Below are 16,754 nucleotides of genomic sequence, written 5' to 3'. Positions count from 1 at the left end.
GCACGCCGCGCGGCGGGAGTGGGGCGCGTGTTGCGGAGGCGGCGCAGGTGCAGAGTTTGCCGCAGTTGCAGGAGCTCCTCAGCGCAGTTCCCAGCGCCGCTCCGCGCCTTCCGATGAACGCGTCATCGCGAGGCCGCGCCGTCAGGGAAGCAGCCCTCCGGCGGATGCGCAAGCGGGCAAGCGGGCAACGGGGCAAGCGGGCAACAGGGCAACAGGGCAACAGGGCAACAGGGCACCTCGGCAAAGAGGAGCCTCCAAAAAGCAGAGAGGAGTAGAGAGGAGAGAAGAGCGGAGCGGAGAGGAGAGGCAAGAGCAGCCGCGCGGGTCACTCCGCCTCGTCGGCATCGGAACGAAGGGGCACGCGCCCCGCACCGGGCGTGCGCGGAGCATCCGGTGCATGATCCGCAGCGGAGCCGAAGGTAGGCAGGGAGGGGACCTGCGGAGCGCCCGGCGCGTTGGTCTGCGACAGGGCATAGCTCTCGGGAAGCGGGGGAACGCGCAGCGGCACGCCCTCACCCGCCGACGGTCGCGACGGCACAAGCGGGGCGGCAAAGGCATCCGGCCGGGGTTGAGATTCGGAAATCCGGAAGACCGCCCCCGAATCGGGCAGGGCGGAAATCGTCGGCGCCGACGGCACGACGGGAGCGCCCTCATCCTCATCGTCAGACCCAAAGGAAATTCGACTCAGGTCGCCCGCACCCGCACTCAGCGGCACCGTGCGGGCGGTAACGGCTCCGGCATCGAGGGATACGGAGACCATCTGATCCGAGGCCTGCCGCTCTCCGCCCGGCAACGGAGCATCGGGTCGCACGGTGTTGCCGCTCATCGCCAGCATCAGCCGCTCGCGGCGCTCCCCGGCGCGTCGAAAAACGTTATCTCTGTGTTTGGAGAGGGCCAGTGATGAAATGAGGAAGATCACGCAGAGCGCCAGCATGACGCAGGCACTCCACAGCATATCGGCTCCCAGCCCCAGAGGAATGGCAATCGCCGTCAGAAAGGCCATCATGCAGCTGAAAAAGACATAGCGCGGCATGCGATACTCAACACCGTAAAAAACGATGCAGGCGGCATAACCGAACATGACGGCCACCCCGGCCACGGGTATATTGCGCTCCAGCAGCAGCAGCGCCAGCGGCAGCGAGCAGACGGTCGCGCCGTAATACAGCAGGAAGGAGTATGTGAAGATGCTGTGATGACGTCTCCGCGAACGCATGCAGTGCACCAGCAGCTGAAAGCCCATCGGTATCATCCAGACGAGCATCATGCAGACCCACTGCAGCGCATCGGTGTCACCCTGAAGGCTGGCGGGGCGAAGATACTGCGGGTAGAGCAACATGCCCTGGTAGGCAAACATGTACAGGAAGGAGCTGATGGAGCCGAGCACCGAGAAGGTGGCGTAGCCTCGGCGCAGGGTGACGTCGCACCAGTTGCCCACGGCCGCCCACATCATCAGCACACTCAAAATCCCCGTCCAGAGCATCGCCCAATCGCTGCTCTGGTTGCTGTTTCTGACGTGCATCCACAGAAGCGCCATCTCGACTAGGCAAGAGACGGCCAACACCGTCACCGTCGAGCGCGCCGGCAACAACACCGGAACGAGAATCGCGCCGCCCAGAAAAACAAGCCCCAGCAGCCAAGGCGGCAGGCCCGGCAAAAGCTCGGAGAGCCCCAGAACAATCAGCAGCCAGCTGAAACTCAGAAACAAGCCCAGCACCTCGCGCGACGACCAGCCGAAACGCGCCGAGACGGCATAGCCCAGCCAAATGAGCACCATGAGCCCGCCCAGACTGAGCACGCGCAACAAGCTGCCGAGCACATCCCAATAATACATCAGGATGAGGCCGAAACCCGCCACGCCCATGAGCAGCGCCATGCCGCCCAGCACCCACACGAGCACCGTGGCCGAATCATCCGCACGCAAGCCCTGCCTCGCGAGACGCTCCCTCTCGACGCTCTCAGGGGTCAGCAACTGGGTATCATGCCAGCCCATGGATATCAGCCCTCATGCTGAGCGGCGAGGCAAGCCCGGTCGTTCAGCGGCGGCGCCTCGACGCCATGCGGCGAGAAGATTTCTTTCGGGACTTGGACGCCTTGGCCACGGCTCGGCTCGGAACCGCCTTGGGCACGGGCGTGCGAGCCATCTCCAAAGCCGCCAGATAGGCCTTTCGCTGATCGGCCCGTGAGAAGTTTGCAGCCTGTTGATCTCGGAAGGCCGCTCGGTAATAGGGGTCCACCTGACTCAGTCGGGTAACCGCATCGGGAGGGATGCGATACGATCCCCCCCTGGCAGGACGCATCACGCCCTGCTGACAGCTGCAGAGACAAAGCCCCGCAAGCGCGAGAATACTCATTCCGAAGGTCGCATTCATGATTCGATCAGTATGCTACGGCGTCAAAAGCCTGGGTTGGCAGACTCAGAATCGAACGAATCGTCTGGCCGATCGTGCCGCATGAATTGAGAGAAAGGCAGCAGGCCGACGCGAGCACGAGTAGCGCGATGCGCCTTGTGCTCCGGGCTCCTGCGGCGGCTTTCTGTTCGGGTGAAGACGGGCGATCCATGGAGTTTCTGAACACTGCGAGCGTATTTTATCAATTCTTTTTTCTGAACTCAACAAAAAAATGTTCAAAACCCGAATTTTGAGCGTCTGAACGATTCTGCGGAGTCTGCGAGCCGCATTTTGCGCGGCTCGCCCTGCTTCCGGCTACTCTCGGCAGCGGGGCTCGGCGAGCGAAAGGCTCAGCGGCCTCGGCGGTCGCGACGGTCTCTCCGAGGGCGATCTCCATCCCTGTCATTGCGCCCGCGGTTGCGCTTGACTTCGATGGGCTCGGCCTCCCAGATGCGGCTGTCCGGGTCGTAGGGCGGATCGACTTTGGCGATGAAGCCCCCTTCTTCGCAGGGGAACTTGATTTTGGCGTAGGCCTCTTCCATGTTCGGTTCGACGAAGGCGGTGCGGAAGAGCTGGAAGATCGGAACGCCGTCGGCGTCGAGCTTGCGCGGAGCGCCCTCTTCGTCGATCAACAGACAAAAGCCGAAGGCGCCGCCGCCGATTTCCGAGACAAGAACCTGCATCTCATACCACTCGCCTTCCTTGACCTCAAAATACTCGCCGGCGCGGAAACCGCCGAACATCATGTTCCAGCTGCCGCAGCTGCGGTACTCGTAAAACTCGTGCGCGGCGATGTAGTCCTCTTCAACATTCGCGTTCCACGCACCCGTCTCAAGCGAATGGAAGCCGCACTGCAAGACATTTTTGCCGTTGAAACGCACCCCCATCACCGAGTCACCGATGCCGACAAAGCGAAAACGCCCGGTTTTCGGAGCCTTGACACGCGCCGAATAGACAGCCACCCAGCGGCTCGGCTCCAGCCCCATGCTGCCGTCCGGATCGTAGGCGTTGGACGCCTCCTTATCCAAGCTCAGAGGCATGTAAAAACAGGCGGCATAGAGATTGACCGACGACTCGTAATAATTGCGGAAGAGATTCGTATCCCAGTTCCCGTTGTAGAAGCGGCTCATCAGCTCCATGACGCCCAAATTGGCTATCGGATCCTTGAGCTCGGAATCCGCCTTGAGACGAGTCTTTTTGAGATCCCAGAAGCGGCCGCAGAACGAACTTCCCCCGCTCTCGCGATCACCCATGCCCGCGCTGCCGCCGGAAAGCCCGTCTCCGATGCCCGAGCCGATGCCGTTGCCGATGCCTCCGAGCCCGAAGTCACCGTCCAGTCCGTCTTCCGTCCCGAGAAGCGACCCGCTAATGGCATCCGTGTTGACGGATGCCGCCGCCATCAGCGAGGTGTTGTCCAGAGCCACCATCACCGAAGTGGCGGAAACGGGCGGAGCTCCGCCCGAGAGATCCTTCTGCATGGGCACGTAGTCGTCGGGTCTGTCGGGCGGCGGCGGGTTGTACGTCACGAAGGACGACGGCGCTTCTCGGCTGATCAACACGGAGATTTGGTACAGAATGACGGCGCTGAGCACGAGAGTCAGCAGCACGACCGCTACCGAAACAAAACGGCTGCGACGGCGCTCAGACTCTATCGTCCGAATCGTCGCATCCGACATCTTGGCACTTCTGGGCATGGCGTCAGAAAAAAACGGCTCGCGGTGTTATCAGAAGAGATCGACGATGTAGAAATGCTCAAAGACCGGGACTTCCCGTCCGTCAGCGCCCGGACGCGTGGCTCGCGTGCTGACGCTGACGGCGTAGATGTTCGGCTCTCCCGGAACAAACTCCGGCAAGACCGGCTCAAAATCCACGCCGCGATCCGTACCGTTGACGGAGCGAACCTCAACGGGCACGGCATCCTCCGGCATCTTGTCCGGATCGAGCGGAGCCGTCGGGCGCTCGGCGAGCTTCCAGACGCGAACCTTTGCCGTATGCAGAGAAACGCCCAAATGCCCGTCGGTGTAGAGGCTCCAAATGCGGCCTTGCAGATATTGGGCGGGGAAGAAGCCCTCGCCCGGCATGGTCCAAGCTTTGCGAACGGGGGCCGGCCCGGCCTCGACGCAGGCGGCAACGCAGTGCTCCGCAGACGTGACGGGCCCGCGAGCCACGCCGATAGCCTTCAATCCCGGCACCATGTAACCGCCGCGAAAAGCGCACTGCTCGGACTTCGGCACGGCGACATCGGAAAACGAGGCGTTGAAAGCCTCCACCGTCTCATCCCCGGGGGAGCAGAGAATGATGTTGCATTGATGCTTCATCTGCAGCGAGCCGTCGGCCCTGCCCTGCGCAGAGGCATCGGCGATGAAAGCCTCCGCCCGCTGCGTCAGCGCGTCATCGGGTTTCACGTCCGCGCTCAGCCCGCAGAGGTAGCGGTAGGCGTTGACAAGATTGCAGCAGCCGACGACTTCCGCGCCGACACCCTGCCCGGCTGCGGCCCCGTCCAGAATGCGATCGAGGCTCTCTTTGATATCGCGACGGCTGCGCGGGTAATACTCCTTGCAGAGATCAGCGGCCTCCTCCGCAGGCACGGCACCGATGCGACCGCCGACTTTGCCGGCTTCCGCACGGCCGGGCGCAGCGGGCCGACTGCCGCGGGGCGCAGCACCGGCATCCCGGCTGCGGCTCTTGCTGCGGCTCGTGTCGCTCTTCCTTGCACCGCCGGAAGCGGCGTCATCGCCCGAACCGTTGCGATACAGAAGAGGACCCGACCCGTCGTCGGGCGATGCGCCCTTAGCGTAATCGCTGGCAAGGGGGTCTTCAATCGAGCCGCCGCCCGACGGCTCAGCGTCGTCACTGCGTTTCGCCTTGCGTTTCGCCTTGCGTTTCTTCTTGCCGGCCTTTTTCTTCGCCGATGACTTCTTCCCTGCCGCGCTCTTCACGGAGCTGCCCGTCGACGTCTCAACCCGGCTCTCCAGCGCGTAGGCATCCGTCGAACCGAACAGAAAAGCAGCAAGAGGCGCAGCCAGCAAAAACGACCATTTCATTACAAAGCAGCATACCTGTACGTTCAGGCCGTGTCAAGGGAGAAATACGGGCGGGAGCTTTTTGCCGCCATTCCTCTCGCCTTTTGCCCTTGCAGCGTATAAAATGGGGGCATGAGCGACACCGAGCCCCTTGCAGACAACCGCTTGCCACCTCAGGATGAACGGCATCCGCTCATCGAAGCTCTGCGGCGACACGCGCGCAGACGCCCCGAGCAGGCAGCCTGCTGCGCCGAGATGACGGCCTTTATCCTCAGCTCGCGGGACTGCTTCCGCCGCACGCATGCGCTCGGGCATCTGACGGGATCCGCTTGGCTGCTGTCACCGGAGGGCGATGCCGCGCTGCTGACGCTGCACCGCAAGCTCAAGCGCTGGCTTCAGCCGGGCGGACACGCCGACGGCGATGCCGACCTGCTGCGCGTGGCTCTCCGCGAGGCAGAGGAAGAAAGCGGCATCGTCGGCATTCAACCCCTGAGTACCGACATTTTCGACGTCGACATCCACCTGATACCGGCGCGCCCGGGCGAACCCGAGCACCGCCACTACGACGTGCGCTACCTGCTTCGGGCTCCGCACCGACGTTTTGTGTGCTCCGCTGAGTCTGAGGCCCTCGCTTGGCTCCCGATCGCCCGGCTCGCCTCCCCCCAAGCGGACGTCGACCCCTCCGTCGCCCGCATGGCTCGGCTGACGCAGAGCCTGCACGGCTGACGCCCCGCCGCGCAGAGCCGCGCCGCCGCGCAGAGCCGCGTCGCCGCGCAGCCGACGCATCAAACAGTTTGACGCATTCCGTGCTTGACGAATGAGGCCGTATGCGCGAATATAGTCACGTGAAAATTTCAACGACCGCCTGCCTCTTGGCCATCGGTGCAACGGTGGCGCTCACCGCCGCCTGCAAGCGAGACAGCGGAGCCGACGAGCAGCTCCGGGTCCTCAATGACAAGCTCAGAGCCGAAAATGCACGCATGGAGGAGGAGATCAGCAAGACGGATGAAAGCATGCCCGATCTCAGCGAGGAGATTGAATCGCGACGCCGAGAAATCGTCCGGCTCAATGAGTCCCTGCTCCGGCAGCTGGAGGACGTCAAAGCCGCCGAAATGAAGCTCGAAGAATTCCGCAACCGCCTCACGGAATTTCGCCATCGCTTCCGCCTCATGCAGGATGAAGTAGCCGGCCCGACCTCTCTGCAGGCGGCCGATCCTCAAACGGAGCCCGACAGTCAAACCCAGGAACCCCTTGCTCAGCCATGAGTCCCGAACCCGATAAACAGCCGACGGCAACACCCCGACCGACCGTCGATCAACCCGCTGCCCCCAAGGCCGCAACGCCGACCGAGCCCAAGGCGGCAGCAGGCACCGCAGCCCCTGCCCCTGCCTCTGCCTCTTCATCGGCTGCACCCGCTCCGGCAGCGACGGCCGAGCCGACCGCTCCGGCAGCCCCTGCCCCGCAGACCGCTGCCGCACAGCCCCCTGCCGCAGCGCCCAAATCGTCGAGCTTCGCAGCGGTGGTGATCGACACGCTGCTCGTGCTGGTGCTGCTCGGCGCCATGGGGGGCGGCGGTTGGTTTGTGTATCAAGAGATGCAGCAATATCGCATTCCCAGCCCCATCGAGCAGGAGCTGGCGGAAAACAAGCGCCTCAAGGCCAGGCATGACGAACTCCAGCCCCTCTCCTACTTGGCCGAAACCCGCCTGCAACAGCGGCAGGCCATCGAGCAGCGCGACAAAGAGATACAGGAACTGCGCAGCCGCTTGGCCGAAGGCGAACAACACCTCAAGGATCTGCACAACAAAACCTTGGGCGTGCAGCACGAAATTCGTCAGGCCGATAAAAGCGCCCGCGAGGTCGCGCGCGGTCTGATGCCCGGCTTGTCCATCGGCGACGTCACCACCCAGTCGGGCAAGCGCTTCCCGAACGCCGTCATCTACCGCGTCGAAGGCTCGGGCAAATCCGCCAAGCTCGTCTTGCGTTCGACCGGCGAATTGAGTCAGGCGACCTTCCCCGTGAGGTCTCTGGTGCAGGACACGCTGCCCGACATCGTCCTCTACGCCTTCGGCTTCAAGGATCTCGTCAGCACCGACGACTTCATCAAAGCCGAGGGTGAAGCCGAGCAACAGCAACCCGCCGCTGACCAAAAGAAAAAAAAGCGCACGCAGGCAGCTCGCCCCGCACGCCGCGGTCGCATCATCGTAGACGGCAAGGAATATGTGCCCGACAGCGGCTCGCCCGTGGTGGACACCGCCGCCAACCGCAATGACGGCACGGCTCCCCTTCCCGCCGCACCCGCCGCCATCGACGACGGATGGGATGCCCCCACGGGGGACATCCCGCTCTGAGCCTCGGCGCTTCCTCGCTGAGCCGCACAGCGCTTTTAGCGACTCGCACAGCGCTTTTAGCGACTTTTTCCCCATCCCCCCCGACAACGGCAGAGCCGCCCTCCCGCGCAAGAGAGGGCGGCTCTGCCGTTGACCGCCCAAGCGAGACAAGCCGCGCGCGCAGCCGCACCGAGACCACTCAGTCCCCGCCGGAAGCTCGGCGACGCGATCCCCGGCCCATCAGCAATTTGAGCAGCACCAGCAGCAGCACAAGACCGCCCAGCGCCAGCACAGCGTAGCTTCTCACCAGCTCCGCGAAGCGGGAGCGCTCGGCCGCCGCCGCCTCCTCCGCCTCGGTATCGGACAAGCGCGACACCGACGCCCCGCGCGAAGCCGCACCGGCCTCAGGCACAGGCGACGCCGCCAAGCGCTCGCCCCCGCACTGCAGCGCCGCATCAAACATCTCGCGCAGCTGAGACTCGCGAATCTGCTCACCCAACAAACAGCCCGCCTCCGTGAAAAGAGCCGGAGCCTTGTGCCGACGCCCGGCCTCCACCCCGAAGCGGTGGCAGAGCACATCGTTGCGCAGATAGCCCTCGCGCGACTCAATGGAGTAATCCACAAGCTCAAGACCGGGGTAAAACTCCCGCAGCTGCTCCAGCAGGCGCGACGCTCGCTCGCAGTCCCCGCAGTGCTCCTTGTGGAAAAACTCCACACGCAGCGGACGGCTCCGATCAATCGGATGATACCCGGCACCCTCCGCAGCACCGTCTGACGCCGCCTCCCCTTCCGGCGCAGCGTCAGCCGCAGGCGTAACCGCCGCCGAGCCCTGCGCCACGCCCTGCGCCGAGCCGGAAGACGAGCCCTGCGACACGGCGCCCGGCACACCCGGCGGCGTCCCCGAAGCAACACCCGCCGCACCCGCCGCACCCGGCGCCGCAGCAGCGCCGGAAGCAGACCCATCCGCCTCACTCGGCAGCAAACTGAAACGCGGCCGGAGCGTCGTCTGCTTGAACGTACGATTCTCCGCCTTCCCGATGAGATCCGTCACCGCATTGTTCACGCCCCAGCTCTCACCCGCCAGAGCGCGCAACAGCAGCAACGTCGGAGCCAAACGCTCGTCAATGCTGTTCACATTCCCCTTCAACACGAAAACCTCCGGCACACTCGCGCGGTACCGAGCCCAGCGGCGCCAGACCCCGTTGAGCGTCTCAGCAATCAACTCGCGCTCCGCATCATCCGCCGGGCGCTCCAGCCAACCCTGCAACAAAAGGTTGAAACGCTCCGCATCACAGCTGCCCGTGCGGTAAAGCATCGAAGCGCAGGCCAGCGTCGCCACAAAGGGATCCGCATCCTGCTGCAAAGCCTCAACGCGCTGCAAAAGCCCCTCAGGACACTCCATTGCACGCTGCAGCAAATCATTATTCAGCGCCGGAGCACTGAACACCGCCACCGCCCGCTCCCCCGCTCCGCCCGCCGGCAGCCGGAACACCCAATGATTGACAGGCAAAAGAGAACTCGCCGTCAACGCACGCATCGCCAAACTGCCGTCAGCGTGCCCCTCAAGCCAGCCTGACACCTCCTCGGGCCTCTGAGGCGGCGCCGCAAAACAGCTCAGCAACCCGCGCATCTCCGGCGCAGCCTCCTGCACCACCCGGCGGGCAGCCGCCAGCACATCCTCATTCTTGCAGCAAACCAAAGCCAGCAACGCCGCCTCTGCCCGGCGACGCGGCGCCGACGACTCATCGAGCGCCCGCAACAGCACCGCCTCACACCACGCCGGAATCCGCCCGCCGAGACTGTTGGCAAGCTTCTTGACAATACCATCGTACCAAATCACATCAGGCAGCGGCTCCCGCGCCAGCGCCTCCACCCCGGCCCGACTGCTCGCAATCGCATCAAAAATACGCGAACACCCGCGACCGCCGGAATGCTCCGCAAGCTTCAGCAAAGCACTCGGCGACAAATACGCCAGCTGCTCCGGGCGCGCCGTCACAACCGCATCCAGCGTCTCCGCATCAAGCCCGAGCGCCACCCTCTCAAACACCTCCCCGGCCAGCAAATCATCGCAGCAAACCAGCGCGAGATAACTCAGCGCAGCAAGCTGAGCATCCTGCTGCTGCAGCGCATGCGCCTCCAGCCAATCACACAGCGCGGAAGACGCCACCCCATCGCTGAAACCCGCACTCCCCCCCCTCTCTCGAGCCTCCCAGAACGAACGCAGCAAACCCGCACGCTCATCGCGCGTCGTCGTCGGCGCATCGAGCCAAGCAACAAGACGGTCGCACCAAGCCTCCGACCGCGTCGCCAAATCAACACCAAACCAGAGAATAAGACGCCGTTGCACCGCCGGATCCTCCGACTCCAGCAAAACATCGCGCAACGCACCAATCGAACTCCCCTCCGGCGCCCGAGAAAAAATACGCCGATACTCACCATCCAAACGCGCCAACAAATCCACCTGCTCGGCACTGAAGCCCCGCACCACAGCCTTCATCCCCTCCGGCACCTCAAAAGGCGGCAGCGGCGCCGCAAACAAACAAGCCACCAGCGGCGCACACTCCGGCCGACCCTGAGCCAGCCGCAGCATCGCCTCCGAGCGAGACCCCTCCATCAGCGAATGCTCAACAATCACCCGAAACGCATTCTGGCGCACCGTCTCACTCTCATCCGCCAGAGCCGCAAACAAAATATCGCGCATCTCGGGACTCTCCGCCTCCGGCGCACGCTTATTGTACGTACTGAGCAAATTAATCAGAGCGGCACGCACACGCCACTCAGGGCGCTCCCACAGGCGGCGCACCTGCTCCACACTCAACGCATCACGCTCATCACAAAAACGGAAAAGCTCCCCCTCACCCAAAAGCTCCTTGCGCTGCTCCTCATAAGCCGGCCCCAAATCGCGCAGCGCCTCGAGCGCAGAAACCACCACATCCTCATCCTCAAGCATCGCGCAATGATTCAGAAAATGCACCACCGCCACCACCGGCAGCGCATCGGGCGCATGAGCCGCTGCAATCTGCAAAATATTGCGCTCCGACTCCCGCATCAACTGCGGCATCAAATAAGCATAGCCCCGCGACATCCCCAGCTGCAGCATAATATCCACCGCCGTCTCACGAATCAACGAATCAGAACTCTCCGCAAAACAAGACACCACCGGCAGCGTCACATTGCCCGTTGCCCGCAAACACTCAAGCCCCTCAATCACATCAGCCCGCACATGCGAAACCAAAAGAGACGCCACGCGCGGCGCATCCTCCGGCATCCAAATCCCCAGCTGAACCCGGAACTGAGCCAAGCGCAAATTATCATACTCGCGCTCCGGCATCTGCGGATGGCGGCGAATCTCACGCTCAATCGCCTGCACAAAAGGATCACAGAAACGCTCGAAACGCAAACAAACAAGCCGCAGCGTATCCGCATCCGCATCGCGCAGCATCGCCATCGCATCGCGCAACTGCTGCTCATCGGGATGAGACAGCGGCACACCCAACATCCTCTCAGCCGCCGCCCACTCATCCAACTCGCGGCGCACCGACTCCGGCACCTGCGACGGCTCAAGCCAAGGATCAAGCCCGAAATCGCGCCCCGTCATATTCTCCAGCAAATCCAGAGCAGCCGACCGCACACGCACATCATCACTCCGCAAAAAGCCCAGCAACACCGCCCTCTCACATAAAACAGGCTGGCGCTCCCACTCCGCAATCCGCCCCAGCGGATCAAGCTCATCAGCCTGCAAAGACAAAGCCAACAAAGAGAGAACACCCAGAGAACCCAGCGCAGCATTCATCCCTCCCATTACACACGAAACCCACCCGCAAAGCAAGGCTAAAATAAGACTGCACACAGCGAGAACCCCGCCCGGCCGCACCAACCTCACCAACCACGCCAACCTCACCAACCACGCCAACCACGCCAACCGCACCGACACGCCAACCGCACCGACACGCCAACGCATCAGCCCACCGCCATCGCCCGAACACACCGCCGCCTCCGGCCATCACCCCTCAGCAAGCCGCCCCCTGCTCCCCCTCATCAGCCACCAAAGCCCTCAGCGCCGCATGCTCAGGCGCACGCAACTCAGGATCCGCCTCAAGAATCGCCCGAGCATCGCGATTAGCCCGCGCAATCAAACGCATATCCGTCAACCACTCCGCAAACCGCACCGCCCCCAACCCACTCTGCGCCGTCCCCAGCACATCACCCGGACCACGCAAACGGAAATCCGCCTCCGCAATCTCAAAACCATTCAGCGTCCGGCAGAGCACCTCAAGCTTCTCGCGCCCGGGCTCCCCCGGCTTCGCACGCGACAGCAAAATACAATAACCCTTGTGCGAACCGCGCCCAATGCGCCCCCGCAACTGATGCAACTGCGACAGCCCGAAACTATCCGCATCATTAATCAGCATCAGCGTCGCATTCGGCACATCAACCCCCACCTCAACCACCGTCGTCGCCACCAAAATCTGCACCTCCCCCTCGCGGAACGCCCCCATCACCGCCTCCTTCTCATCAGCAGACAAACGCCCGTGCAACAACCCCACCGACGCCTCCGGAAACACCCCCTGCCAGCGCTCCAACTCCGCCGTCGCCGAACTCTGCGACCGCCCGCTCCCCTCCTCAATCAGCGGCGACACAATATACACCTGCCGCCCCGCCGCCAACTCCGAACGCATAAAAGCCACAATACGCTTCATGCGATCCGGGTGGCGCAACGCCGTCACCACCTCCCCTCGATCAGCCGGCAACTCATCAATCACCGACACATCCAAATCCCCGTAAAGCGTCAACGTCAGCGTACGCGGAATCGGCGTCGCCGTCATCACCAACACATCCGGATTCTCCCCGCAACTAATAAACCTCTCACGCTGCTCCACCCCGAACTTATGCTGCTCATCAATCACCGCCAACCCGAGACCCCTCGGCCGGCTCCTCTTGTAAAGCAACGCATGCGTCCCCACAACCAAACGCGGCTGCGAATCCGCCTCATTCGGATCATCAAACACAAGCCCCGAATCATCACAGCGATCCCCCGTACGCAAAGACAAACGCACATCCGACCCCTCCAGCAAACGGCAAAAATTCCTGTAATGCTGCTCCGCCAAAATCTGCGTCGGTGCCAGCAAAGCCGCAGACTTCCCCGCCTCAACCGCCAGCAACATCGCGCACAAAGCCACCAGCGTCTTACCACTCCCCACATCACCCTGCAGCAAACGATTCATCGGCACCGGGCGCTCCATATCCGCCCGAATCTCCGCCAGACAGCGCAACTGCGCCCCCGTCATACGAAACGGCAAACGCCCCTGCAACTCCTGCACATACCCATCCCCCACCGCCGTCACCTGCCCCGGCTTACCGCGCAAACGCAAGCGGCGCCAAGCCACCCGAAACTGACTCGCGAAACACTCCTGAAGAGCAAAACGCAAACGCGCCTTGCGCGCATCCTCAAGCTCAGCCGGAAAATGCAAATCCCGCAGCGCCGACACAAAACGATAAGACGGCGCCACATCAAACCCCGGCGGCGGCTCATCCGGCGGCAACTCAGCCAGCAAACCATAAACCAGCGAACGAAAAGCCCGAACCGACACCCCCTGCACCCCCCGATAAATCGGCACAATACGCCCCGTATGCACCCCGGCAAACACAGCCTCTTCCCCGCCGCAACCCGCACCCTCAACACCCCCCGCCGCAGACTCCCCCCCTGCATCATCCCCCAAAGCCAGCGCCGCCAAACGACGCCCCGTATCCTCATCCTCCAGAACCTCAAAATCCGGATTCACCATCGACAAACGCCCCGCATAACACCTCACCCGCCCATACACACTCAAATTCATCCCCACCGCCAGCAACTTCGCCACATACGGCATATTGAACCAGCGCAGCAAAAGACGCGCCCCGTGCGGATCACCCACCCCCCCTGCCGAAACCTCAAAATAACGCTTGTACGAAAATCGCCACCCCGCCGCATAAACATGCACCCGCAAACACGCCGTCTCCCCATCCACCAGCGCCGCAATCGCCCCCCCGCTGCGGCGATCCTCATAACGCCGCGGCACCCGCAGCAGCACATCCCCCACACAGCGCATCCCCGCAGCCGTCAGAGCCTGAAGCTCACGCCCCGACACCCCCGGCGCAGAAGCCAGCTCATCACCCAAATGCAGCATGCAACAACCCTACACCCCTCCCCCGGCACTCAACGGAACGACCGGCCCTGATTCAGGCAGCGGTAATAATAATCAACACGCGAATGGAACCAAGCCCACTTCAACCCCGGGCGACCATTCGTCAACAACGGAGCCGGGCAATTCTTCCCCGTCCAGTGATAATGAGGCACCACCTTGCGGAGACGAATCTTATAGCGCGTCATCAGCATCGCCGTCAACTGCGCCGTCTTCTCCCAAACACTAAAATGATTCTGCCCCTTATTCTCCGTCTCGCACATCTCAATACCGATCGAATGATTATTACCCGCCGCATTACCCGCATGCCAAGCCGTCTCATTCAGCGGCAAATTCTGCACCGCCATAAACTGATCGACCGTAAAATGCCAACTGCGATTCGTAAACGCCCCATTGCACAAAGCCTTCGAATGCTGCATCCCCGTCGACGTCGGCGAATGATTCGCCGTACTGTGAATCGTAATAAAAGTCGGATTCATACGCTTCGCCTTGCGGCGCTGCAGCGCATTCGACGGAACAATACGCGTATAAATCCTAACACACTTAGCCATCTGCACCATCGTACGCGGCACAATCGGCCTCGGATCAGGCTTAAACTTAACCACCCGCGGCGTACGCAAATACGTATTAGAAGACTGCTGCTGGCAGCCCAATAACCCCGCAACCATCACCGGCACCAAAACAGCGAAAAAAGAAACACCGCGACCCATGCGGCTATTCTGCCACTCCCGCGCCCCCTTGGCAAGCCCGAAAATCCCCTCACCCCCACCAAGCGCGTCATTCCCCACCAAGCGCATCATCCACCACCAACCACACACCACACACCACACACCACACACCACCCCTCCGCCACAACACCGCCATTCTCGCCCCGACACAAGCCCCGCCCCCACAAAAAACCCCTCCGTCGGCCGAAACCAAGCGGAGGGGAAAAGCAACAACACCGTGCGCGCGGCAGGAGAAACACCGTCTCCCCCGCCGCAGCAACAGCGCCAAACCTCAGGGCATCGGGAACGACTTATTAAAAGCCGAAACCTCAGCACGCAACTCATCATAAGCACCGGGAGTCTCGCACACCTTCTGAGCCGCCAGAATCGCGAGACAGCGACCGATGAAATCCGCCACACGGCGCACATCATCCTCCTTCATCCCGCGCGTCGTCACCGCAGGCGTACCGATACGGATACCCGACGGCGTCGCCGTCGTCCCCTTATCATAAGGAATCGCATTCTTATTCACCGTAATACCCACCTTATCCAGAGCCACCTGCGCCTCAGCCCCATTAAGCCCCTTACTGCTCAAATCAACCAAGAAACAGTGATTATCCGTACCGCCGGCCACAATACGGAAACCCAACTCCTGAAGACGCCGGCACATCGCCTTCGCATTCTTCACAATCTGCTTCGCATACTCCTTAAACTCCGGCTTCAGCGCCTCACCGAGACAAGCAGCCTTAGCAGCAATCACATGCATCAGCGGCCCACCCTGAAGACCGGGGAACGTCGCCGCATTCAACTTCTTACCCCACTGCTCCTTGCACATCACAAGACCACCGCGCGGCCCGCGCAAACTCTTGTGAGTCGTCGTCGAAACAAAATCCGCATAAGGAACCGGCGAAGGATGCACCCCCGCCGCCACCAAACCGGCAATATGAGCCATATCCACAAACATAATAGCCCCAACCTCATCACAAATCTGACGAATACGGGCAAAATCAATCGTACGCGAATAAGCCGAAGCACCCGCGAGAATCAGCGCAGGCTTCAACTCCTTAGCCCGAGCCTCCAGCGCATCATAATCAATACACTCCGTCTTCTCATCCACCCCGTAATGCTCCACCTTGTAAAGCTTACCCGAGAAATTCGCGAAGAAACCGTGAGACAAATGCCCACCGTGAGAAAGATCCATCGACAAAATCGTATCACCCGGCTTCAAGCAAGCGAAATAAACCGACATATTCGCCTGCGAACCCGAATGACTCTGCACATTTGCGCAATCGCATCCGAACAAAGCCTTAGCGCGATCAATCGCCAACTGCTCCACCTTATCCACCACCTCGCAACCACCGTACCAACGCTTACCGGGATAACCCTCAGCATACTTATTCGTCAGCACACTCCCCTGAGCCTCCATCACCGCCGGCGACGCGAAATTCTCAGAAGCAATCAACTCAATATTATTATTCTGGCGTTGGCGCTCCTCCTCAATATACCCTGCCAACTCCGGGTCCGACACTGCGAGCGGAGAACCCGAAGCCTTCAGCAAACGGGGAATATGGCGACCGCCCTCAAACTCAGCAGCCAGCCAAGCATGGAAAAGATTATCGAGATCCTCCGGCTGAACGAAAGCCGAAGCCAGGCACATCACATTTGAATCATTATGCAAACGCGACAACTCCGCCACCTGAGGCGAGCGCGTCAACGTCGCACGAATCCCCCTAAAGCGATTTGCTGCGATACTCATCCCGAGCCCCGTGAAACAAACCAACACACCGCGATCAGCGCGGCCGTCAATAATCCGTTTGCAAACAGCGGCAGCGTAGTCAGAGTAGTCACAAGCCTCCTTCGTAGCGGGGCCGACATCCTCCACCTCATAGCCCCAGCTGCGCAGCAGCTCGACCGCAGCTTCCTTCAGATCGAAACCCTTGTGATCTGAACCAATGACAATGCGAAGATTCGTATTCATGAGAGGTTAAATAGCCTGACGCCGCAACTCTAGCACAGAAATGGGCATTCTGCAAGCATTATCAGTCGGCAGGCACACCTGTCCCAAAGTTTGAGCAGGGGGGAAAAGGGATGCAGTAATCATGCGGGTTGTCGGGCAAGGAGAGGGC

Annotated in this window: 11 protein-coding genes; 3 read left to right on the top strand and 8 right to left on the bottom strand. The window is 61.9% G+C overall.

Features of this window, described 5'->3' with window-relative positions:
- Positions 1 to 325 precede the first annotated feature (325 nt).
- The 4 genes from AC6UAL_RS04860 to AC6UAL_RS04845 all read right to left on the bottom strand — a co-directional run bounded on the left by AC6UAL_RS04860 (position 326) and on the right by AC6UAL_RS04845 (position 5,431).
- The gene (locus AC6UAL_RS04860; RefSeq protein WP_500682242.1) at positions 326 to 1,990 is read right to left on the bottom strand and encodes a hypothetical protein; all 1,665 of its coding nucleotides are present in this window, start codon (positions 1,988 to 1,990) and stop codon (positions 326 to 328) included.
- 43 nt (positions 1,991 to 2,033) lie between these two features.
- Entirely contained in the window at positions 2,034 to 2,369 is a 336-nt protein-coding gene (locus AC6UAL_RS04855) for a hypothetical protein (RefSeq protein ID WP_500682241.1), read from the bottom strand.
- A gap of 368 nt (positions 2,370 to 2,737) precedes the next feature.
- The gene (locus AC6UAL_RS04850) at positions 2,738 to 4,081 is read right to left on the bottom strand and encodes a hypothetical protein (protein ID WP_500682240.1); all 1,344 of its coding nucleotides are present in this window, start codon (positions 4,079 to 4,081) and stop codon (positions 2,738 to 2,740) included.
- A 30-nt stretch (positions 4,082 to 4,111) separates the two neighbouring features.
- A complete protein-coding gene (locus AC6UAL_RS04845; protein WP_500682239.1) occupies positions 4,112 to 5,431 on the bottom strand; it encodes a hypothetical protein in 1,320 nt (439 codons plus the stop codon).
- Positions 5,432 to 5,542: 111 nt separating this feature from the next.
- Between AC6UAL_RS04845 and AC6UAL_RS04840 the strand changes: the two genes are divergently transcribed.
- The 3 genes from AC6UAL_RS04840 to AC6UAL_RS04830 all read left to right on the top strand — a co-directional run bounded on the left by AC6UAL_RS04840 (position 5,543) and on the right by AC6UAL_RS04830 (position 7,760).
- The gene (locus tag AC6UAL_RS04840) at positions 5,543 to 6,136 is read left to right on the top strand and encodes an NUDIX hydrolase (protein WP_500682238.1); all 594 of its coding nucleotides are present in this window, start codon (positions 5,543 to 5,545) and stop codon (positions 6,134 to 6,136) included.
- 119 nt (positions 6,137 to 6,255) lie between these two features.
- Complete coding sequence (locus AC6UAL_RS04835) at positions 6,256 to 6,675, top strand: hypothetical protein (protein ID WP_500682237.1); 420 nt, start codon at positions 6,256 to 6,258, stop codon at positions 6,673 to 6,675.
- Positions 6,672 to 7,760 carry an FtsB/FtsL family cell division protein gene (locus tag AC6UAL_RS04830; RefSeq protein WP_500682236.1) on the top strand — a complete coding sequence of 363 codons (1,089 nt, stop codon included), beginning with the start codon at positions 6,672 to 6,674 and terminating at the stop codon, positions 7,758 to 7,760. Before AC6UAL_RS04835 ends, AC6UAL_RS04830 begins: the two co-directional genes overlap by 4 nt.
- Before the next feature lie 178 nt (positions 7,761 to 7,938).
- On the opposite strand, the gene AC6UAL_RS04825 is transcribed toward AC6UAL_RS04830, so the two are convergent.
- The 4 genes from AC6UAL_RS04825 to rpiB all read right to left on the bottom strand — a co-directional run bounded on the left by AC6UAL_RS04825 (position 7,939) and on the right by rpiB (position 16,606).
- Positions 7,939 to 11,532: a hypothetical protein gene (locus AC6UAL_RS04825; RefSeq protein ID WP_500682235.1), complete on the bottom strand. Its 3,594-nt coding sequence runs from the start codon at positions 11,530 to 11,532 to the stop codon at positions 7,939 to 7,941.
- A gap of 217 nt (positions 11,533 to 11,749) precedes the next feature.
- Positions 11,750 to 13,906 carry an ATP-dependent DNA helicase RecG gene (gene recG / locus AC6UAL_RS04820; protein ID WP_500682234.1) on the bottom strand — a complete coding sequence of 719 codons (2,157 nt, stop codon included), beginning with the start codon at positions 13,904 to 13,906 and terminating at the stop codon, positions 11,750 to 11,752.
- A 29-nt stretch (positions 13,907 to 13,935) separates the two neighbouring features.
- Positions 13,936 to 14,472, bottom strand: a complete 537-nt coding sequence (locus AC6UAL_RS04815) for a peptidoglycan recognition protein family protein (protein WP_500682233.1) — start codon at positions 14,470 to 14,472, stop codon at positions 13,936 to 13,938.
- A 448-nt stretch (positions 14,473 to 14,920) separates the two neighbouring features.
- Positions 14,921 to 16,606 carry a ribose 5-phosphate isomerase B gene (rpiB, locus tag AC6UAL_RS04810; RefSeq protein WP_500682232.1) on the bottom strand — a complete coding sequence of 562 codons (1,686 nt, stop codon included), beginning with the start codon at positions 16,604 to 16,606 and terminating at the stop codon, positions 14,921 to 14,923.
- Between the last annotated feature and the right edge of the window lie 148 nt (positions 16,607 to 16,754).

It is taken from the genome of Candidatus Parakkermansia intestinigallinarum (assembly GCF_944389695.1).
Classification (GTDB): domain Bacteria; phylum Verrucomicrobiota; class Verrucomicrobiia; order Verrucomicrobiales; family Akkermansiaceae; genus Akkermansia; species Akkermansia intestinigallinarum.
This window is presented reverse-complemented; position numbering and strand designations above follow the sequence as displayed.